At 64.0% G+C, this 19,121-nt stretch carries 19 protein-coding genes and 1 pseudogene; 13 read left to right on the forward strand and 7 right to left on the reverse strand.

Going from position 1 to position 19,121, the window contains the following annotated elements; translation table 11 throughout:
* Positions 1-32: 32 nt before the first annotated feature.
* The 4 genes from pyrH to ACSFDB_RS10785 all read left to right on the forward strand — a co-directional run bounded on the left by pyrH (position 33) and on the right by ACSFDB_RS10785 (position 5,498).
* The gene (pyrH, locus tag ACSFDB_RS10770; RefSeq protein ID WP_440770985.1) at positions 33-758 is read left to right on the forward strand and encodes a UMP kinase; all 726 of its coding nucleotides are present in this window, start codon (positions 33-35) and stop codon (positions 756-758) included.
* Positions 755-2,419 carry a lysine--tRNA ligase gene (gene lysS / locus ACSFDB_RS10775; RefSeq protein ID WP_440770986.1) on the forward strand — a complete coding sequence of 555 codons (1,665 nt, stop codon included), beginning with the start codon at positions 755-757 and terminating at the stop codon, positions 2,417-2,419. The genes pyrH and lysS overlap by 4 nt, the downstream gene beginning before the upstream one ends.
* A 363-nt stretch (positions 2,420-2,782) precedes the next feature.
* Positions 2,783-3,532: a ferritin-like domain-containing protein gene (locus ACSFDB_RS10780; protein ID WP_440770987.1), complete on the forward strand. Its 750-nt coding sequence runs from the start codon at positions 2,783-2,785 to the stop codon at positions 3,530-3,532.
* A 136-nt stretch (positions 3,533-3,668) separates the two neighbouring features.
* Positions 3,669-5,498 carry a site-2 protease family protein gene (locus ACSFDB_RS10785; protein ID WP_440770988.1) on the forward strand — a complete coding sequence of 610 codons (1,830 nt, stop codon included), beginning with the start codon at positions 3,669-3,671 and terminating at the stop codon, positions 5,496-5,498.
* Between the two features lie 29 nt (positions 5,499-5,527).
* On the opposite strand, the gene ACSFDB_RS10790 is transcribed toward ACSFDB_RS10785, so the two are convergent.
* Positions 5,528-6,094: a PadR family transcriptional regulator gene (locus ACSFDB_RS10790; RefSeq protein WP_440770989.1), complete on the reverse strand. Its 567-nt coding sequence runs from the start codon at positions 6,092-6,094 to the stop codon at positions 5,528-5,530.
* 171 nt (positions 6,095-6,265) lie between these two features.
* Here ACSFDB_RS10790 and ACSFDB_RS10795 point away from each other — a divergent pair, with 171 nt between their 5' ends.
* Positions 6,266-7,828: a heme-binding protein gene (locus ACSFDB_RS10795; RefSeq protein WP_440770990.1), complete on the forward strand. Its 1,563-nt coding sequence runs from the start codon at positions 6,266-6,268 to the stop codon at positions 7,826-7,828.
* Between the two features lie 721 nt (positions 7,829-8,549).
* Here ACSFDB_RS10795 and ACSFDB_RS10800 read toward each other — a convergent pair.
* Positions 8,550-8,717, reverse strand: coding sequence for a hypothetical protein (locus ACSFDB_RS10800; RefSeq protein ID WP_006089543.1), 168 nt, complete (start codon positions 8,715-8,717; stop codon positions 8,550-8,552).
* An 85-nt stretch (positions 8,718-8,802) separates the two neighbouring features.
* On the opposite strand from ACSFDB_RS10800, the gene ACSFDB_RS10805 reads away from it, so the two are divergent.
* On the forward strand, positions 8,803-9,258 hold the full coding sequence (locus ACSFDB_RS10805) for a hypothetical protein (RefSeq protein ID WP_440770991.1): 456 nt from the start codon (positions 8,803-8,805) through the stop codon (positions 9,256-9,258).
* A 98-nt stretch (positions 9,259-9,356) separates the two neighbouring features.
* Here the strand turns inward: ACSFDB_RS10805 and ACSFDB_RS10810 are convergent, their stop codons facing one another.
* Both ACSFDB_RS10810 and ACSFDB_RS10815 read right to left on the reverse strand, forming a co-directional pair.
* Positions 9,357-9,746: a DUF5611 family protein gene (locus ACSFDB_RS10810; protein ID WP_006089541.1), complete on the reverse strand. Its 390-nt coding sequence runs from the start codon at positions 9,744-9,746 to the stop codon at positions 9,357-9,359.
* Positions 9,747-9,933: 187 nt separating this feature from the next.
* Positions 9,934-10,965, reverse strand: a complete 1,032-nt coding sequence (locus ACSFDB_RS10815) for a DUF7093 family protein (protein WP_440770992.1) — start codon at positions 10,963-10,965, stop codon at positions 9,934-9,936.
* Between the two features lie 145 nt (positions 10,966-11,110).
* On the opposite strand from ACSFDB_RS10815, the gene ACSFDB_RS10820 reads away from it, so the two are divergent.
* The 4 genes from ACSFDB_RS10820 (at position 11,111) to ACSFDB_RS10835 (ending at position 13,379) form a co-directional block, all read left to right on the forward strand.
* The gene (locus ACSFDB_RS10820) at positions 11,111-11,410 is read left to right on the forward strand and encodes a DUF6432 family protein (protein WP_440770993.1); all 300 of its coding nucleotides are present in this window, start codon (positions 11,111-11,113) and stop codon (positions 11,408-11,410) included.
* A 39-nt stretch (positions 11,411-11,449) separates the two neighbouring features.
* On the forward strand, positions 11,450-12,541 hold the full coding sequence (ygfZ, locus tag ACSFDB_RS10825; protein WP_440770994.1) for a CAF17-like 4Fe-4S cluster assembly/insertion protein YgfZ: 1,092 nt from the start codon (positions 11,450-11,452) through the stop codon (positions 12,539-12,541).
* A gap of 101 nt (positions 12,542-12,642) precedes the next feature.
* Positions 12,643-12,885 (forward strand): hypothetical protein, encoded by a 243-nt coding sequence (locus ACSFDB_RS10830; protein ID WP_440770995.1) that lies wholly within the window; start codon positions 12,643-12,645, stop codon positions 12,883-12,885.
* A 158-nt stretch (positions 12,886-13,043) separates the two neighbouring features.
* Complete coding sequence (locus ACSFDB_RS10835) at positions 13,044-13,379, forward strand: hypothetical protein (RefSeq protein WP_440770996.1); 336 nt, start codon at positions 13,044-13,046, stop codon at positions 13,377-13,379.
* Between the two features lie 77 nt (positions 13,380-13,456).
* Here ACSFDB_RS10835 and ACSFDB_RS10840 read toward each other — a convergent pair whose 3' ends face one another.
* Positions 13,457-14,287, reverse strand: coding sequence for a class I SAM-dependent methyltransferase (locus ACSFDB_RS10840; RefSeq protein ID WP_440770997.1), 831 nt, complete (start codon positions 14,285-14,287; stop codon positions 13,457-13,459).
* Between the two features lie 113 nt (positions 14,288-14,400).
* A complete protein-coding gene (locus ACSFDB_RS10845; RefSeq protein ID WP_440770998.1) occupies positions 14,401-15,219 on the reverse strand; it encodes a helix-turn-helix transcriptional regulator in 819 nt (272 codons plus the stop codon).
* Between the two features lie 180 nt (positions 15,220-15,399).
* Here ACSFDB_RS10845 and ACSFDB_RS10850 point away from each other — a divergent pair, with 180 nt between their 5' ends.
* The gene (locus tag ACSFDB_RS10850; protein WP_440770999.1) at positions 15,400-15,819 is read left to right on the forward strand and encodes a hypothetical protein; all 420 of its coding nucleotides are present in this window, start codon (positions 15,400-15,402) and stop codon (positions 15,817-15,819) included.
* Positions 15,820-15,871: 52 nt separating this feature from the next.
* On the opposite strand, the gene ACSFDB_RS10855 is transcribed toward ACSFDB_RS10850, so the two are convergent.
* Positions 15,872-16,108, reverse strand: a complete 237-nt coding sequence (locus tag ACSFDB_RS10855) for a hypothetical protein (protein WP_440771000.1) — start codon at positions 16,106-16,108, stop codon at positions 15,872-15,874.
* A gap of 392 nt (positions 16,109-16,500) precedes the next feature.
* On the opposite strand from ACSFDB_RS10855, the pseudogene ACSFDB_RS10860 reads away from it, so the two are divergent.
* Positions 16,501-16,728 (forward strand): annotated as a pseudogene (locus tag ACSFDB_RS10860) (transposase); the annotation flags it as partial.
* A gap of 1,046 nt (positions 16,729-17,774) precedes the next feature.
* The gene (locus tag ACSFDB_RS10865; RefSeq protein WP_440771001.1) at positions 17,775-19,115 is read left to right on the forward strand and encodes a TIGR00341 family protein; all 1,341 of its coding nucleotides are present in this window, start codon (positions 17,775-17,777) and stop codon (positions 19,113-19,115) included.
* Positions 19,116-19,121 lie beyond the last annotated feature (6 nt).

Here is a 19,121-nt window from a genome sequence, read left to right on the forward strand (position 1 = left end):
TTAAGATAGCAACCCGGTTACACCGGGATAGCATGAAAGTGGTCGTCTCTATCGGCGGAAGCGTGCTCGTGCCCGAACTCGGGACGGATCGGGTAGCCGAACACGCCGCCGTCGTCGAAGACCTCGTCGCGGACGGCTGTCGCGTCGGTGCCGTCGTCGGGGGCGGCGGCGTCGCACGCGAGTACATCAGCGCCGCTCGCGACCTGGGGGCAAACGAGATCGAGCTCGATCAGTTGGGGATCGACGTCACCCGACTCAACGCACGCCTGCTCATCGCCGCGCTGGGCGGCGACTCGGTGACGGCGCCGGCGAAAGACTACGAAGAGGCCGGCGAAGCGCTGCAGCGGGGCGGTATCTCCGTCATGGGCGGGGTCGCACCGGCACAGACCACCGACGCCGTCGGCGCGGCCCTCGCGGAGTACGTCGACGCCGATCTGCTCGTCTACGCGACGAGCGTTCCCGGCGTCTACAGCGACGACCCTAACGAGAACGCCGAGGCGACGAAGTACGACCGACTCTCCGCTGCGGATCTCGTCGACGTCATCGCCGGCCTCGAGATGAACGCCGGCGCGTCGGCACCCGTCGATCTGCTGGCGGCGAAGATCATCGAGCGCTCGGGCATGCGCACGATCGTTCTCGACGGTACCGATCCGGACCGTATCTCGCGTGCGGTCCGCTACGGCGAGCACGACGGCACCGACGTCATCCCCGAGGGTGCGGGCGAAGAACCGACCTACTGGGCGCAGGACGAACGATGAGCGACGAGAGTCCGTACACCCTCCAGCGCGAGGACGCGGAACGGCACGCCTTCTGGGCGGATGTCGTCGCGGATCGAGTGGAAGAGCGCGTGGCCGACCGACCCAGTGATGACCCGATCGTCGTCAAGGGCGGCATCTCGCCGTCGGGCGTTCCCCACCTCGGCAACGTCAACGAACTCCTGCGGGGCTACTTCGTTGCCGAAGTGCTCCGCGATCGTGGCCACGAGGTCAGGCAGGTCTTTACCGCGGACGACCGCGACCCGCTGCGAAAGCTCCCCCGAACCCTCTGTGATCTCGAGGGGAACCTCGTCGACCTCGGCGACGTCGACGCGGGCGCGCTCGGACGCAACCTCGGCGCGCCGTACACGGATATCCCGGATCCTTTCGGCTGCTGTGACTCCTACGGCGACCACTTCTCGACGATCATTCAGGACAGCGCCGACGCCGTCGACGTGCCGATCGAGCTGCTTTCGAACACCGAACTGTACGAGAACGGCGACCTCGAGGACGTCACCCGATTCGTGCTCGAAAACCGCGAACGCGCACGCGACGTCCTCGCCGAGTACCAGGACAAGGTCGACGAGGACTACGTCCCGTTCAACCCGATCTGTGCGGAGTGTGGGAAGGTGACGGAGACGGTGACGAGCGTCGACTTAGAGAACGATCCGGCGACCGTCGACTACACCTGTACCGACATGGATGCCGGTGACCGAACGATCGAGGGCTGTGGCCACCAGGGCACCGCGACGCTGCGCGAGGGCAAGCTGCCCTGGCGCTTCGAGTGGCCCGCCCAGTGGCAGACCCTCGGCGTCGACTTCGAGCCCTTCGGGAAGGACCACGCCGAAGGCTCCTGGCCCAGCGGCCAGGACGTCGCGCGCAACGTCCTCGAGATCGAGCCGCCCGTCCCGATGGTCTACGAGTGGTTCACCCTCGAGGGCGAGCCCTTCTCCTCCTCGGAGGGGAACGTCATCCTCGTCTCGGACGTGCTCGAACTGTTAGAGCCCGAAGTGCTGCGGTACTTCTTCGCGAAGGACCCCGCAAAGGCCCGGGACTTCAGCATCGAACGGCTCGACCAGTTGGTCGACGAGTTCGACCGCCTCGAGGCGATCTACTTCGACGAGATCGACGCCGACGAGGACGAGACGGCCTTCGCGAAGCGCGTCTACCCGTTCGTCGTCGAGGAGCCGAGAGCGGAGCGCGTTCGGCTCCCTTACACCTTCGCCGCCGTGCTCGGGATGACCGACGATCCCGACCTCCGGGAGGAGATCGCCCGCCGCGAAGGTCACATTCCCGACGACGCGCCCGAGTGGGCGGTCGAGGCGGCACTCCAGCGCGTCGAACAGGCCAGAAACTGGGCGCGACGCACCGAAAACGAGTTCGACTACGAACTCAAACGCTCCGAGATTCCGGACCACGAGTTCGACGCGGCGACCGAAGAGGCGCTCGAGGAACTCGCCGACTTCATCGAGGCGGGGCACGAACCCGACGAGATTCAGGGCGAGATCTACGAGACGGCGCGACGCCACGACGTCGACGTCGGCGACTTCTTCACCGCGGGCTACCGGCTCTTTTTCGACGAGGAGCAGGGTCCGAAACTCGGCTCGTTCCTCGCGAAGGTCGACCGCGAGTTCGTCGTCGCTCGGTTGCGCCGGGAGCGCTAACGACGAGCGGTCCACGACTGCGTATCGGAAGCGTGGCCTTTCTGTCGTCTCGCCTCTCTATCGATTCGCGAGCGTTCGACTAGCCGTCGTCCGACGGGACTGTCGACGACGTGCACGAAACGCAGACAGATATCGTACAGTGTAGCGCAGGTTGGCGAACAAGTTCGATTTACGCCCCGTTCTGGCCACTGAGACGCGGCTGTTTTGATTTCAGTTACACGCACGGATATGAGACATTCAAAACATGTCGTGAGAGGGCTATAAATCCGTGTGGTGTGTAGGTGTATGTGTCGGATTCCGGGGAGCAACCATCCCAGTCGAATCCGCCACCTCGGTGCCTACAAAGAGAGTTATCCAGTCACAATGAAAAATACTGACAAGAATGCGATTCGAGACCCAACTCCCGACTCACCCACCGGACGTTCCACGTCGCGGCGTCGCGTTCTCGCCGCGTCGGCCATCCTCGGTGCCGGTGCAGCCGGTGTTGCACCGATGGTCTCGGCCCACGATCACGACGACTACGAGAACGACGACGAAGCGCCGAAAGACGACGCACCGATGGGCGACGAACCGCCCGAGGCGGTGCCCGACGAGTTCGAAAACGACATCGAGATCCTCAACTACGCGCGCACGCTCGAGCTCCTCGAGGCGGAGTTCTACACGCAGGGGCTCCAGAACATCGACGACGCGACGCTGCAACAGCAGTTCGAGGAGCTGGGGACGATTCAGGATCGAGTCGTCGACCGACTGCAAGTCGTTCGGGATCACGAAGTGACGCACGCGGAAGTGCTCGGGCAGACGGTCGAGATGCTCGGCGGCCAACCGGTCGCGAGCCCCGAATTCGACTTCGGAACGGCCGTCGAGCAGCCGGACGAGTTCGTCGCAACGGGCGCGTTGCTCGAGGACGTCGGCGTTTCGGCGTACGCCGGTGCAGCACCCTCGATCGAGAACGCCGACCTCGTTCCGCCGGCACTCAGCATTCACAGCGTCGAAGCGCGACACGCCTCGTTCCTCCGGGAACTCAACGGCGAGATCGGATTCCCGGTGGCGTTCGATCAACCTCGCTCTCGCTCCGAGGTTCTGGAACTGGCGAGTGGATTCATCGTCGACTAACTCGATGAGCGGCTTTTTCGCGACATTTTTTGCCAGCTGCTGAGTTGAACGGTAACGAGAGAGGTACGCGACGGTTTCGAGCAAGCGACGAGACCAGACAAAAGCCCTTTGAGAACCCCTCCCCGAAGTAGGACCAATGGATCACGGTTTCCCTGCTGTCGTCTCGGTTCCCGAACTCTACGGCTCGGAGACGCTCACGTGGGTCGTCGCCGGCCTACTCGTCTACTGGTTCGGGATCATCGCCCTTCGACGTGCGGATCTGCTGCCGGAGTACGTCGGGGCGCAGGGACCGATTCTCACGTTCCACACCAAACGCGGCCGGAAGTTTCTCGACCGACTGTCGAAGCCCAAGCGGTTCTGGCGGGCCTGGGCCAACCTCGGCGTCGGCATCGCCATCGTCGTGATGGTGGCGATGTTCGTTCTCCTCTTGCTCGCCGCCATCTCCGCGATCACGTCGCCCCAGCCGACCGGCGGCGTCCAGCAGCCCCGAAACGTCGTGCCGTTCCCCGGCGTCAACGACTTCCTGCCGCTCTCGGCGACGCCCGGCATCGTCATCGGGCTCCTCGTCGGACTGGTCGTCCACGAGGGCGGCCACGGCCTGCTCTGTCGCGTCGAGGACATCGGCATCAAGTCGATGGGCGTCGCCATGCTCGCGATCATCCCCTTCGGTGCGTTCGTCGAGCCCGAACAGGAGAGCAGCAAGAAGGCCTCGAGAGGCGCCCAGACGCGGATGTTCGCGGCGGGCGTCACGAACAACTTTGCGGTCACGATCATCGTCTTCGCGCTCCTCTTCGGACCGATCGTCGGGGCCATCGCCGTCGCCCCCGGTGCCGCGGTCGGCGGCGTCGCTCCGAACTCGCCCGCCGCCGACGCCGGCGTCGCACCGAACGACCGAATCACCGCCGTCGACGGCGACCCCGTCGAGACGAACGACGACCTCGCTGACCGACTCGAAGCCCACGACGGCCAACAGGTCGAACTCGAACTCGACGGCGAACGGACCGTCATGGTCGATCGGTCACTGCTCGTGACCGCCGCGATGGAGAACGGTCCCGCCGGCGTCAACGCCGGCGACGCGATCGTCGCGGTAAACGGCGAGACGGTCGTCACCGAACGCGAGTTCCTCGACGCCGTCGGCGACGACGAGGTCGTGACGCTGACGATCGAAACCGAGGCCGGCGACCGGAGCGAGCGCGAGGTACCGATCGGCGCCGCGGTCGGCGTCGTCGAGGACGGCCCGCTCGAGGAGGCCCTCGGTCCGACCGATGAGACGTTCGTCATCACCTCCTTCGAGGGGGAGCGAACGCACTCCTACGACGATCTCGACGCGCTGCTCTCGGAAACCGAGCCGGGCGACGAGGCGACCGTCGTCGGCTATCTGGACGGCGAGCGCGAGGAGGTCGACGTGACCCTCGGCGAGCATCCGCGCGACGACTCCGGATTCCTCGGCGTCAGCCCAACTCCCGGCACGTCCGGCTTCGAAGTGAGCGATATCGGCGTTCAGCTCTACCCAGCCGAGGAGTATCTGTCCATTCTCGGAGGTAACGGCGGCAGCAGCTACGGCGGCGTCGCCGACTCCTTCTTCGGAAAGATCGGGCTCTCAATACTGCTCCCGGTCATCGGGGTCGTCGGCTTGCTCCCGTTCAACTTCGCCGGCTTCACCGGCGGCGTCGAGAACTTCTACGAGGTGCAGGGATCGCTCGCGGTGCTCGGGGATAGCACGGTGTTCATCCTCGCGAACATCCTGTTCTGGACCGGCTGGATCAACGTCCAGCTCGGATTCTTCAACTGCATTCCGGCGTTCCCGCTCGACGGCGGGCACATTCTCCGGACGAGCACCGAGGCCATCGTCTCGAGGCTCCCGGTCGAGACGACTCGCGGGCACGTGCGCACGGTGACGACGACCATCGGACTGACGATGCTCATCAGCTTCCTCACGATGTTGTTCCTGCCCTTCCTCCTCTAGAATCGATCGACTCGGGTCGGTCGTAACTGTCAGTTCGCCGCGTCTTCTTCGTCGTCGTCCGTGTTCGCCGCCTCGACGTCTTCGTCGATGCCGTGGCGCTCGTAGAACTCGTCGGGCGTCGCCTCGATCCGTTCGAACTCGGTGTCGAAGTAGTGTTCGTGGTGGCGGACGACCTGTTCGACGATCCACTCGCTGAACGTCTCGTCGAACCGCCACTCGCCGTCGGATTCGGGGATTTCGAACCGCTCGTCCGTCGAGAACGCCGCGTAGACGTGGAAAAAGCCCAGAATGACGTCGGCGAAGTCCCGGGCCTTCTCGGTGGAGCTCTTGCGGCGCTCCTCGAGTTCCGCGTACCCCTCCTCGGTCAGCTCGAAGTACTTTCGGTCGGGTTCGTCCGCACGCTCGATCCGTTCGGTCCACCCCTTCTCCTCGAACTTGTAGAGGATGGGGTAGACGGAGCCGTACGAGGGCTCCCAGTGGCCGCCGCTGATCTCGCGAATCTCCTTCAAAATCTCGTAGCCGTAGCGCGGTTTCTCCTCGAGGAGTTCGAGAACGAGATAGGCGATGAGTCCTTTCGGCGGCCCACTTTTCCGCATGTAACTCGTGATTTAAACCGCCGTACGTAAAGGGTTTCGGTCGGATCCAAATCTGCCGAGCGGCGGTTGAGACGGACGATTTCGGCGGTCGGTGGCTAGGCGGCGAACGGCGCGAATCGACCTCGTCGCGAAACCCGGTCCTTCTTAGCGCCGCCGACCCAACCCGCGCACATGGAACGACGGCAGCCGCCACAGACCGAAGAGGGCTGGTACGTCCTGCACGATTTCCGGTCGATCGACTGGGACGCCTGGCGCGACGCGCCGGAACGACGTCGCTCGCAGGCGATCGATGAGGGTATCGACTACCTCACCGCCGCCGAGAACGTCGCCGACGCCAACGAGGGCGACTCGGCGACGTTCGCCGTCCTCGGCCACAAGGCCGACCTGCTCGTGCTCCACCTCCGACCGACGCTCGGCGACATCGACGCCCTCGAGCGCCGCTTCGAGCACACGGCGCTTGCGGAGTTCACCGAGCGGGCGGACTCCTACCTCTCGGTGACGGAGGTCTCGGGCTACATGTCTCAGGATTACTTCGACGACGACGCCGAGATGGAGGACGCCGGGATGGCTCGCTACATCGAGTCGCGACTCAAGCCCGAGATTCCCGACGCGGAGTTCCTCAGCTTCTATCCGATGAGCAAGCGCCGCGGTCCCGACCACAACTGGTACGAACTCCCCTTCGACGAGCGCGCGGAGTACCTCTCGAACCACGGCGAGATCGGTAAGGGGTACGCCGGCCGCGTCACCCAGATCATCTCCGGCAGCCTCGGACTGGACGACTTCGAGTGGGGTATCACCCTGTTCGGCGACGATCCGACCGACGTGAAGGAACTGCTCTACGAGATGCGGTTCGATCCCTCGAGTTCTCGCTTCGCCGAGTTCGGTCGGTTCCTCTCGGCTCGGCGCTTCCCGCCCGAGAACCTCGGGGCGTACCTCGCGGGCGACCGAGTTCCACAGGAGGGTGGCGACGCTCACGGCGGCCATCACCACGGCGACTCGGACTCGAGCGGACACCATCACGGCGGTTCGGATTCCGGCGGTCATCACGGTGAGTCGGGCGGCCACCACGGCGACTCGAGTGGTTCGCACGGCGACTCGAGCGCCGGCGGTCGACCCGGCTCCGACGGCGAGGACGTCCGCAGCGAACTCGAGGAGATCGGCGTCTACGCGGGCCAGCCACACGGCGAAGATGTCCACGCGGTCGTTCTCTACTCCGAGGCCGACGCCGACGACCTATTCGACGAGGTCGACGGCCTGCGGACGAACTTCGATCACTACGATACGCACGTCAAAACCGCAGTGTACGAGCCCAGCGATGCCGGTTCTCGAGGCGACGACGCCGAGAACGCCATCGTCAGCCTCTGGGAGACCGAACGCGCCGCGAACACGGCCGCCGGCTTCCTCGCGGATCTGCCGGATATCGTCCGGCAAGCCGGCGATGACGACAGCGATTCGTGGGGGACGATGGGGATGTTCTACACCGTCAAACCCGACCACCGCGAGGACTTCGTCGGCACCTTCGGCGACGTCGCCGGCCTGCTCGCCGACATGGACGGTCATCGCAAGACCGACCTGCTGGTCAACCGCGAGGACGAGAACGACATGTTCATCGCCAGCCGCTGGGACTCCCGCGAGGACGCCATGCAGTTCTTCCGCAGCGACGCGTTCGGCGAGACGGTCGAGTTCGGTCGCGACATCCTCGCGGACCGACCCCGGCACGTCTTCCTGGCCTGATTGGGTCGGCCGTTGTCACGGGAGGACCACGAAGACGCACCGACTCTCGTAGTCGGTTCAATTCGAATCGCCCACAGCGTTCACCAACACTGCGGTGGTCAGAAACTATTTAGTTCCAGTTCCGAATGATTTAGTAATGAATCGCCGATGCGTGTTAGCCTCAGCATCCGTCGGAATAATACCGAGTATTGCAGGATGTCAACAGCTTCGGGATACTTCAGCACGACCTACTTCTGTAGAAGTTATTGAGTTGATAAATCAACGGTCTCACACAGTCCGGTTTCAAGTATCTCTCGAGACCGACAGTGAGGTCGTATTCTGGGATTCGTACGAACTTGACGGGACTGATACGGATAGGGCAACTACGGTAGTCATAGACGAAGGTTTGCCGGCGAACATTGGTAATGAATTGACTATCCGTGTGTGGATAGACGGCACTTGGGAGTCGGTCGTATTATCTGACTATGAATGTGTATACGCTGGTGCGTGGGCCAGGCACAGTTCAGAAGATGACATCTCAGTAATTACCCAAGAATCCCATAATTGTTCAGATGGCTGACTAAAATTGCTCAGACCACCTATCGAATCATCTTCGACAGTCGGTGTTCAGCCCGTGATCGTGCCTCGAGGGCTGAGTCGCGTCACCACAGATCAATAGCGGTGTGTGGTCGGTCCCGCAGCCGCTCGTTTTGAACCGACCGCCTGCTATGTTCGATTACTATCACTCGTCGTAGAAGAAGTAGCCGGCGAGACCCGCGAGCCCCAGCGCGAGCGTGATGTACGGCCAGTTTCCGGCGTCGGTGTCCGTCAGGTGAGCGTGGCCGGCGACGAAGACAGCGAAGCCGATGTGAGCGACCAGCGTCGCGAGCAGGAACGCAGCGATATCCATCGTTCGGGTGATTTGACGGTCCGGTATTAGCCGTTTCGGAGTCTCGAGGAAAAGGTTCTCGAAGGCGGTCCACGAACGATGCATTGTGAACCGACGCGCGTTCGTCGCCCTCGTCCCGTCGATCGCCCTCGCCGGCTGTCTGACGCGGCTCGGACTCGCCGACCGCGTCGAGATCGCCCGGAAGTCCGTTCGCCTCCAGCCGACGGAGACGGACGATCCGATCGACGCGGCCGTGCGGCGATACGATCCCGACGAGGGGGCGTTCTACGACGGCGAGATCCACGAGGCCCTCGCCGACGAGATCGGCGAGGACGACCCGCTCGAGCTTTCGGACGCCCTCGTCGCAGGCCTCGAGCGCGAGTTCGAGACCATCGAGTATCGGATCCGCGCCTGCGAGATGGACGAGAGCGACGACTGTCGACGGACGGCAGTCGTCCGCGAAGATTTCAACGAGATCGAGGTCGGCGACGTCGCCGATTTCGTCTTTCGCAGCTCCGGCGGATTGGTTTCCGTCCACGAGCGACGGGACCAGCGCGAGTGACCGGTCGAGTGCCGGCGTGACATCGATCGTCCGCGGGTAGCGCGGACGGCGGGCTAGCCGTGATGGTTTGTCCGAAAAGCGCGGCAGCGGTTCGCCGATCAGGCGTCGACGTCGTGGTCCGGATCGTCCTCGACGGATCGTTTCATCGAGTCGCGGCGGGACTTGGCGTCCCGGCCGGTCGCCTCGAGCAGGAAGTCGTTCTTCGCGTCGACGGCGTCGGCTGCGGCCTCGAGTTCGTCGGGACCGAGTTCGGTCGGATCGCGCTCGTAGAACTCGACGCCGAGTTTGTCCTTCTTGCCGGAGTACTCGATCGTCCCGGCGACGACCTTCTCGAAGACTGGATTGTCGGGTTCGCCGATCACGAAGAGGTCGCTTCCCTTGTACTCCTCCGTGTCGGTGATGGGGCCGAAGTAGTCCACGACTGTCGACTCCATATCGGGGATTCGCTCCTCGAGGTACTCACCGCGACGCATCTTGTACTCCTTCATGAATCGGAAATACACGGCGGACTGTTTACCTCTTTTCATAGCCGATCCCTCATCGCTTCGACAGACAGCGTGTGCAGCGGCTGGTGACGGGGAGTAACGCCCCCTGTTCTGCAGTCGTCGCGGACGACAGCAGTCGACTACTTCCGGTGAGCGCCAGTCAACTGCTTGGTCGCGCGTGGCGGCTGCGCTACTGCTCGCGCTCGCCGAGGTAGCCCTTCCGGCACTCGGGGCAGATGTCGCCCGCGCGAAGCGAACTGCGGTCGCTGCCCGCGACGTACTCACACCGCGGACAGTAGAACTCGGAGGGGACGTCGTCGCGAGCCGTGCCGCCGCTCTGGCCGGGCGTCGGCGCGGTTGCTGCTCGCTCGATACCGGAGCCGGAATTGCCACCGGCGTCAGCCTGCGGCGTCGCATCGTCCGCGTTCTGAGCGTCCGACGGGGTCGGCGCCGACGTGGTCACCGACCGGGCGTCGGCCGCTGCGGGTGACTCGGCTCCGTCGCCAGTCGCGTCGGTGTCGTCCTCGAGGACGATCGCGTCGTCGGTGACCTCGGTGTCCGCGTCGACGAGTTCGGCGTCGTCGTCGGTCTCGGCGGGTGCCACCGCGTCGTCGTCGTCCGCCTCCGCGTCGTCGCTGTCCGGCCACTCGGTCGGTTTGTTCGCCGCGCCAACGGGCGGCCCGACGTCCTCCGAGTCGGGCCACTCACCGTGTTCGCGGTCGCGATCCACCGTCGACTCGTCGTCCTCGAGAATCTCGCCGTCGTCGGTGATGGGATCGCCGTTCTCGTCGGTCGGAACGTCGAACTCGTCCTCCTCGTCGTCGGCCGCCGACTCGGGTTCGGGTGCATCGGCAGTCGCCGCGGCCGGATCGACGTCACCGTCGTCGGCGTCGATGAACGCCGCGTCGCTCTCGCCTTCGGAGAACTCGACCTCGGTGCCGGCGTCGGCGGCCGCGTCGGGTGGTGTTTCGACGGCCTCGCCGTCGGTCGGTGCAGTCGTGTCGGACTCGAGATCGTACTCGTCGGGAAGCGCGTCGGCGGCCGTCTCGGCGGAGAGGCTCGTTACCTCGGTGTTCTCGCTGATGACGTTCCGATCGCCACAGCGCTCACACTCTTCGTACTCCTGGACGGTTACGACGACCTCACTGCCCCGTTCTTCGCGCTCGCGTTCGACGTCGGTGTCACCGTAGTCGTGACCGAGCAGCGAACATCGCAGGACCATTGTCCCACCGTACCCAGTCACGGCATAAAAAACGTACTGCCTCTCGAGACACGAGTTATACCCGTTCGGCGACGACCGACCGATCCCCCCTCGCCGCTCAGCGAACGACAAACGTCAAATCCCCGGTCGTCGAAGACGGAGACGGATGAGAGCAAAGCGGGAGTACCGAGACCGGGAGTCGACGGAGGTGGCGGTACTCGACGCGCTCGTCGATCGTACCGACGACGGGATGACCGTCTTCGAACTCCGCGCCGCCGTCGAGGTCGACATCGACGAACTCGAGACCGCGCTGTCGACACTCAAGGAGGACGATCTGATCACCGTCGAATCCGGGACCAGCGAAACAGTGATCAAGCCCGCCGACCGAGTCGTTCCCGACACGCCGACCGACGAAGACGAGGCGCAGACGATCGGCGACTGGATTCGCGACCGCCTCCCCTTCTGAATCGAAACGCCTGTGGGGCACAGGCTCCTGAGAGTAGGCATGAGCGTCATCGAGTCTATTCATACCGATCACGGCGCGACGTTCGGCGAGCGTGACGGCCGAACGATCGTCGAACACTTCGGCCGGCCCGAGCGAACCCACCGCGCGGTCCGCAACGGCGTGGGCCTGCTCGAGATGGCCTACGGCGTCGTCGTCGTCGAGGGCGACGACCGCCTCGAGTACGTCGACAACGTCGTCTCGAACCGCGTGCCGGCGGAAGACGGCCAGGGCTGTTACGCGCTCGTCCTCGGGCCACAGGGCGGGATCGAGATCGAACTCTACGTCTACAACGCGGGCGAGCGCCTCTTGCTCTTCACGCCGCCTTCCGAGGCCGAACCGCTGGCCGAGGACTGGTCCGAGAAGGTGTTTATCCAGGACGTCGACATCCGCGTCGCGACCGACGAGTACGCGATCTTCGGCGTTCACGGGCCCCACGCCACCGAGAAGATCGCCAGCGTCCTCAACGGCGCGGCGTCGCCCGACGAGCGCTACTCGTTCGTCCGCGGGACGATGGGCGACGAGGGCGTGACCGTCATCCGCACCGACGCACTCACCGGCGAGGAGAGCTACGAGGTCATCTGCGGAGCCGACGACGCCGAAGCCGTCTACAGCACCCTCGAGACGCAGGGGCTCAACGCCGCGCCCTTCGGCTACCGAACGCTCGAGAGCCTCGCGCTCGAGGCCGGCTCGCCGCTGTTCGAGACCGAACTCGAGGGCACGCTGCCGAACGTGCTCGGCCTGCGAAACGCACTCGACTTCGAGAAGGGCTGTTACGTCGGCCAGGAGGTCGTCTCCCGCGTCGAGAACCGCGGCCAGCCGAGTCGGCGGCTAGTGGGGCTGACGCTCGAGGGAGAGGCAGTTCCGGATTCGGGCGCAGCCGTCTTCGACGGCGACGCCTCCGTCGGCGAGGTCACTCGCGCGGGCGAGAGCCCGCTGCTCGAGGCGGTCATCGCGCTCGCGCTCGTCGACTACGGCCTCGAAAGCGACGAGCTGACGGTTCGCGTCGCCGGCGAGGAAGTGCCCGCGACCGTGACCGAGTTGCCGTTCCTCGAGGGATCGGACGAGTCCGATCGGTTACCGGCATATCAGTAACGCCCGCGTTCGCCATCCGGGAGCCAAACGACGCAACGGCGCGCGGTCTCATACTTACAGTCTTCGACATAGTTACGTCGAGTGACAGCAAACGACCGGGTATGTCAGATCTGGTCTACGTCCTCCTGGTCGGTCTCTTCGTCATCCAGATCCCGATGGCCGTGCTCGTCTACATCGATGCGAGGCGACTCGGACTCGAGAACCCCGAACAGTACGACCTGGGGATTATTCTCCCAGCAGCCGGCTTTCTCGTCTTCGCCTACTACGTGTCGAAACGAGGAACGCTCGCACGGCGATCCGCGGAGACCGACGACGAGCAACGATCCGAGCCCGAACGCGCCTGATGGCCTCGAGCCCGTTGCTGGAACCCGCCAGCCGGTATCACGGATAGCGCTACTGGAGGTCGCTACGGGCTCGAGTCGGTCGGATCGACTGTCCGACTGCCTGTAGTCCACCCCAGAAGAGGAGATGGATTTTTGATGTTTCCGTCCGAGAGAGCCGTATGTTCGAAACGGTGACGATCGTTCTCTCGGTCGTCTTTCTGGTCGGCGGGCCGCTCGCCGTCGCCAACGGCTATCGGATCTACACCGCAGAACAGCGTGCCAGGGCGAATCGACTCTGGCGGATCTGGATCGCGATGTCGGTCCTCGAAAGCGTCGTCGGACTCGTCTGTTTGATCTGGGTCCTGACGCGGGGACTGCCGACGATCTGGCTCTTTACCGCGCTGACGGCCGTCCCGCTACCCCTGGCCCTCGTTCAGTGGCGCATGCACGAGCGCATGGAGTTCACGGGCTGGATGGACGAGTGGTTCGCCGGTCGCGGCTCGAGTGACCCGTAGCTTCACGCGCCTGATTCGGGTTCTTGAGGGTCAGGAGTGATCCCGTTTCGACGACAGCTGGCGAACGCGTTCCGTCGTCATTCGTGTGCGGTGAGACAGTACGACTCCATCGGGAAGACGACTCCCTCGTCGTCGGTGTACGCGTCGAGCCCGTCCCCAACCGCTCGAATCAGCTCGTCCCGAACCGTCCGCTCGGCGGCTGCGATCGGCTCAGCCAGCGGTGAGCTTGCGGCTTCCCGGCGGACGAACTCCGCCACCGATGGATACCGCATCGTGCCGATCTCGATGGTGATCGATACGTCGTCGAACCCCGCCTCGCGGGCGAGCGTTCGGAGGAAGTCCCCGTCCCACGCGGGAAACGGTGAGCGCATCATCGCCCCGGCTTCGTCCCCGATGTGTCGCTCCAGCGCGTCGGCCGCGACGACGTAGCCGGGCTGGTACTCCAGCGGCCGCCAGACGCTGAGCGCCGCGCGCCCGCCCGGCGCGAGGACCCGGTGCATCTCCTCGAGTGCAGCGGACGGCTCGTCGACGAACTGGAGGGCCTGTTGGCAGCAGACGACGTCGAATCGTCCCTCGGGAAACGGGAGGTCGGTCGCGTCCCCCCGTCGCCACTCGATCGCGGGTCGGCGTTCGTCATCGGTCGTCTCCGCCGCCACCGCGAGCATTCCCTCGTTTGTGTCGAGGCCCACGACGGCTCCGCGTTCATCGACTCGAGAGGCGGCGCTGCGCGCCACGATGCCGGTCCCGCACGCGACGTCCAGGAGACGGTCACCCTCACGCGGATCGGCGGCATCGAGGAGTCGTTCGGCCCACGGGGCAAACAGCGGTGGGACCAAGTAGCGTTCGTAGGCCTCGGAGGCGGATTGTTCGAGCTGCCAGCCACCGGATTGGCGTTCTTGTTCGCTCATGACAGTTCACCACGAACTCGAGTACGCGACGGGCGAATGTATAATTTCCTAGTGAAATATTTCACGGCGTGAACGCAGCGGCCGGCAGAGCGAGGGTTCGACTCGGACACCGCTCACGGGAACGGTTCGACCGAGAGGAGGTCGTCCGCCGCCTCGAGCGGACTGGCTTCCACCCGGAACTGTTCGTAGTACGACGCCGCCCAGCCGTACATCTCGTCGCTCCCCGTGTCGACGAGCGAGCGGAGCGTTCCGGTCTCGTGATCGAAACAACAGATGCTGACGCGGTCGTCGAAGAGGCAGATCCCACACCGTTCGCCCATCGGGAGGTCGTCGTGCAACAGGACGGTGTAGTTGGATCGCGTGGTCGCCTCCGCGACGGTCTTGCCGTCCCACGACAGGAGTTCTTCGAAGACGGCGGGTGGATAGATGTATTCACACACCAGATCGTCCAGAGCGCGGTCGAAAAAGGGCTCCAGGTTACTCGATTTGAGGATCGCCATCCCGAATCCGCGCATCGTCGTCGTCTCCGCGAGCAGTTGCGTGAGCCGTTCGACGGGCTGATAGGGGTATCCTGGACCCGGAACGGAGACGACCGCGTCGGTGAACAGGTCGACGCCGAACCCCTCGACCTCGTGCGGTAGCCACGGCCAGACCGCTCGGAGTCGTCGCTCGAGCGCCATCGCGTCGGCGAAGGTTCCGAACCGGTCGGCGACGAACTCGCCCAACTCGGTCAGCCGGTACGTTCGTCCGTCCCGTTCGATCCAGTGGCGATCCTGAAAATCGGCGAGGATTCGTCCCATCGTCGGCGAAGAGGCCCCCGTCGCGGCGCGCAGGTCGTTCCGATCACCCGGGCGTTCGGCCAGCGTCTCGAGTACTCCGACGCGGTGGTCGGAGCGGACGAGAAAGTCGATATCGTCGAGCGTCTCTCCCATGGCCATGGTACGGTGTGGCACACAATAATCGTACAGGTGAGTGCTGGCCGAACGGCCTCGTTCGACCGAGCGCCGGCTGACAGCGAGGCTCGCCTTACGGATAGGTCTCACTCCGTCGCACGGCCCCATCCCGGAACTGGCCGGCCGTACCGTCAAGGACGGCGACGGCCGACTCCCGCTATGGGCTCGAGTCACGACACTCCGATCGACACCGCCACGGATTTCGAGGAACTGTCCGCGCGACTGCGCACGCAGTCGAGCGACGCCCCCGGCTCCGACACCGCACGCGTGACGATTCGCTCGTTCGACGAAGTCAGCGCCGACTCGCTCTCCGAGCTGCTCGAGGCGGGCGCGAACGACGCCGCCGACCCGTCCGATCTCGTCTTCGTGCTCTCGCGAGCGAACGCCGAACTCCTGCTCGAGCGGGAGTTCGATATCGACGACGCGGACGAACTCGAGGAGGTACTGGGCCGGCCGGTACAGATCGAGGACGAGATGCCCGACGACACGATCCTCCTGCTGGATCCGGACGCCGTCGACGGTGAGGAGATTCGCAACCCCGACGCGATCGCCTGCGGAATCGTCGGCGCCGACCACTAGTCGTGGTGGGCTGCGGTCGATCGAAAAATCACCGGCGTGTGACCGAGCGCGCTCAGCGCTCCGGCGATCCCAGTCGGCAGCCACACGGCGAGGCGACGTGGTCGGTCGGGCCGGTGGTGACCACGATGGCGACCGTCTCACCGCAGTTCGGACAGGACGGGTAGTCGGACTCCGCGAGCGGCCTCGAGTGCGTCCGGCGCTCCGGGTGAATCTCGAGGGCGTCGTCCGCCGGCGAGCCGTCGGGTTCGGCTGGCGATTCCTCGTCGTCTCCCGACGAGTCATCGACCATCGCCCCTCGACCTCGAGTTCGAACCGCCGACTCTCGAGTGTGGGTCGACGAGTGACGAGCAGCCGTTGGCGGGCGCTGTCGCTATTCGAGTACGGTACCTCGGTCGTGCGGGACGTTTATGTCCCGGCAGAAGTAACGCGAACATGGCTTTCGAGCCTCTCGGCTGGAAGCCACGTCTCGGGTGTTCCTGCACCCGGGGCATTTCAGCGCATGCCCGCGCGACGAGTTGAACGCGGCTTCCGTGCTGATCGTATCGTGGCAGATACTTATAATATCGGGATCAGGTTCTCGAGGACGGCCGTCTGTGGAATGCCCCGGGGTAGTTCGGCGGTAATTTTGCCGAGCGATTGCGTCACCTCGTCCAGTGCCCAGATTTCTGTGTCCATGTAAGACAGGACGTCCAACTGAAGCAATCAATGCAAGCTAAGACGTACAACCGCCGGAGTGGCATCGAACGAACCAACGAGTCAGTCAAGGACTGCGGCCTCGGGCGTGTGTTCGACCGAGGCCGCGTCCATGCACGAGCGCAGGTGTTCCTTGCACTGTGTCTGCGCCTCGTCGTCGCAATCACCAACTACGAACGAGGAGGCAATCCAGAAAGTACCGTGATCACGGTGTGAGAACTCTTCTATGACACCCTCAGTGTTGTTTGATAGGCACATTCACAGCAAGCAGACGTTCTAACTAAGCGGCTTTATGTAGTGCTGAACCGCTTTGCGACGCGAACCCGGTATTTATCATGATTATCATGGAGTTACGCTTTAAGAAGGCTATTCTTTTTCAACTGTTCGTTTCAATATTCGCGGTGTGAGTACAAGAGCAGTAGGAGCAATGACAAACACCAGGAACTGTGCAACCTCGTCTTCGACAAGAAAGAATCCTACCCCGGCAAGCAGAACAGCATCAAATACAGCTATTCCCCGTCGAAAGAGCGGATTTCGAAATAGTGACGGAGTTTGTGACATGTTCCATTCACAACAAATTCTGGGTTAGAATGGCAAAAGATTTTGATCAAATGATCTGAACTTGTAAAAGAAAATATGGCCAAACAGTCACCCGCTGAAAGTCAGAGTGAACAACTGAAAACTCATCTCTATCCCGACACGTTCGGACAAGTGTTCGGAACAGTGGCTGTCGTAGGGGGAAGTTCGTTTCTATTTTCAGTTATTGGGCTTGTTGTATATGCAGCAACGTTGCCAGACGGAGTCATGATTCCACAGTCCAACCCTCTCGTAGTTGTCGGGATCGTGTCGTGGGCCTGTGTGACAATCTCATTGTGGGGGTACGTCGTCTGGGCGACCCTGAAACTCCGTAACCAATCACGAGATTCTAACCAATCATCACGCTGGAATGACACGGGTGAAGACTTGTATGAGCGGCGACAACGTCGGATACTCATCGCATTCGGTGTCGGAATATTCGCTCTGCTCGCTCCTGTGGCCATACTTACTGGCAGTCCTGGACGCTTCTAATAGATCCGAGCAAAACCGACTCGAGGTGTTTTGGTGAATCGCCAGACAGCACCGACTACGAACGAGGAGACAACCGGGGGAAGCGCCGTAATCACAGTGTGAAAACTCTTCTATGACACCCTCACGAGTGAAACCAACGATCACCCGTCCACTGCCGACCGCAGTACTTTCCGCGGGTCGATGGTGTCCCCGGTATGCGCTACCTCGAGATTACGGTCCCGAAGGGGAAACGGCGGGCCGTCCTCGACATCTTAGAGGAGGAGGGGGTCGACTACGTCGTCAGCGACGAGACCAGCGGCCGAGGGTACACGGCCGTCGTCCGGTTCCCGCTGCCGACGCGGGCCGTCGAACCGGTGCTCGACCGGCTGAAGCGAGCCGGCATCAGCGACGACTCCAGCGTCGTCGTGATCAACGCCGAGACGGTCCTCTCCGAACAGTTCTCGACGCTTCGCGATCAGTACAGTCAGGGCGGCAAGGGGGCTCGCACCTCGAGGCAGGTCCTCCGGACGAAAGCTAGCGAACTCACGCCGCCGTTTCCGATCTACGCCGTCATGCTCCTCATCAGCGCCGTCGTCGCCACCGCGGGACTGCTGGCCGACTCGCCGGCGGTCGTCATCGGGGCGATGGTCATCGCCCCGCTGCTCGGGCCCGCGCTCGCGGCCAACGTCGGCATCGTCACCGCTGACGACCGGCTCAAGGCGACCGGCTTCTCCTACCAGTTCGTCGGCGTCGCGATCGTCGTCGGTGCCTCGATCGTTCTCGCCGCCCTCGCCCGATTCGCCGGCCTCGAGCCCGCGGGGGTCGATATCGTCGTCGCGACCGAACTCGAGGAGCGCGTCTCGCCGAACCTGTTCTCGCTCGCGGTGGCGCTGGGTGCCGGGATCGCCGGCATCCTGAGTCTGACGCGGGGCTTCTCGGAGGCCATCGTCGGCGTGATGATCGCCGCGGCGCTGATCCCGCCCTCCGCCGCGGTCGGGATCACGGTCGCCTGGGGGATGTACGGCGCGGCGATCGGCGCCGCCGTGCTCGTGGTCGTCAACCTCCTGTCGATCAACCTCGCCGCGCTGGCGACGCTGTGGGTCGCCGGCTACCGTCCGCAGGGGCTGTTCGAGGTCGCACCGACCCGCAAACCGACGTACACCTACGCGACGATCTTCGGCGTCGGCCTGCTGGTGCTCGCCGCGCCGCTGGCCGGCGTCACGTTGTTGGATTTCCACACGACCCAACTCGAGTCGTCGGCCGAGGACGAGGTCGAGGCGGTGCTCGCGGAATCCGAGTACGAGCACCTCCAGAACGAAGATGTGACGGTCGAACTCGACGGCGACTACCCGATTCAATCGGTCGACCGAGTCGTCGTCACCGTCGGCGGCGAAGAGCCGGGACCCGAGTCGGGGCTCGCCGATCGGCTCTACGAGGCGATCGAACCGCACGGCGACGAGTCGCTTGTCGTCGAGGTGCAGTACGTGGTCGTCGAGCAGCGCGGTGAGGAAACCGAGACGCAGCGGACGACGGTTCGCCCCTCGAGCGTGGACTAAGCGACG

Origin of the sequence: Natronorubrum amylolyticum, from assembly GCF_052040145.1 — an archaeon.
In the GTDB taxonomy this organism is placed as follows: domain Archaea; phylum Halobacteriota; class Halobacteria; order Halobacteriales; family Natrialbaceae; genus Natronorubrum.

Bases quoted from the DNA above. Each gene is read 5' to 3' on its own strand.
- ACSFDB_RS10815 (WP_440770992.1), bottom strand. From the start codon at position 10,965: ATGGTCCTGCGATGTTCGCTGCTCGGTCACGACTACGGTGACACCGAC.
- ygfZ (WP_440770994.1), top strand. From the start codon at position 11,450: ATGAGCGTCATCGAGTCTATTCATACCGATCACGGCGCGACGTTCGGC.
- pyrH (WP_440770985.1), top strand. From the start codon at position 33: ATGAAAGTGGTCGTCTCTATCGGCGGAAGCGTGCTCGTGCCCGAACTC.
- ACSFDB_RS10790 (WP_440770989.1), bottom strand. From the start codon at position 6,094: ATGCGGAAAAGTGGGCCGCCGAAAGGACTCATCGCCTATCTCGTTCTC.
- ACSFDB_RS10795 (WP_440770990.1), top strand. From the start codon at position 6,266: ATGGAACGACGGCAGCCGCCACAGACCGAAGAGGGCTGGTACGTCCTG.
- ACSFDB_RS10820 (WP_440770993.1), top strand. From the start codon at position 11,111: ATGAGAGCAAAGCGGGAGTACCGAGACCGGGAGTCGACGGAGGTGGCG.
- ACSFDB_RS10855 (WP_440771000.1), bottom strand. From the start codon at position 16,108: ATGGTCGATGACTCGTCGGGAGACGACGAGGAATCGCCAGCCGAACCC.
- ACSFDB_RS10835 (WP_440770996.1), top strand. From the start codon at position 13,044: ATGTTCGAAACGGTGACGATCGTTCTCTCGGTCGTCTTTCTGGTCGGC.
- ACSFDB_RS10780 (WP_440770987.1), top strand. From the start codon at position 2,783: ATGAAAAATACTGACAAGAATGCGATTCGAGACCCAACTCCCGACTCA.
- ACSFDB_RS10800 (WP_006089543.1), bottom strand. From the start codon at position 8,717: ATGGATATCGCTGCGTTCCTGCTCGCGACGCTGGTCGCTCACATCGGC.
- ACSFDB_RS10865 (WP_440771001.1), top strand. From the start codon at position 17,775: ATGCGCTACCTCGAGATTACGGTCCCGAAGGGGAAACGGCGGGCCGTC.
- ACSFDB_RS10785 (WP_440770988.1), top strand. From the start codon at position 3,669: ATGGATCACGGTTTCCCTGCTGTCGTCTCGGTTCCCGAACTCTACGGC.
- ACSFDB_RS10830 (WP_440770995.1), top strand. From the start codon at position 12,643: ATGTCAGATCTGGTCTACGTCCTCCTGGTCGGTCTCTTCGTCATCCAG.
- lysS (WP_440770986.1), top strand. From the start codon at position 755: ATGAGCGACGAGAGTCCGTACACCCTCCAGCGCGAGGACGCGGAACGG.
- ACSFDB_RS10845 (WP_440770998.1), bottom strand. From the start codon at position 15,219: ATGGGAGAGACGCTCGACGATATCGACTTTCTCGTCCGCTCCGACCAC.
- ACSFDB_RS10850 (WP_440770999.1), top strand. From the start codon at position 15,400: ATGGGCTCGAGTCACGACACTCCGATCGACACCGCCACGGATTTCGAG.
- ACSFDB_RS10810 (WP_006089541.1), bottom strand. From the start codon at position 9,746: ATGAAGGAGTACAAGATGCGTCGCGGTGAGTACCTCGAGGAGCGAATC.
- ACSFDB_RS10840 (WP_440770997.1), bottom strand. From the start codon at position 14,287: ATGAGCGAACAAGAACGCCAATCCGGTGGCTGGCAGCTCGAACAATCC.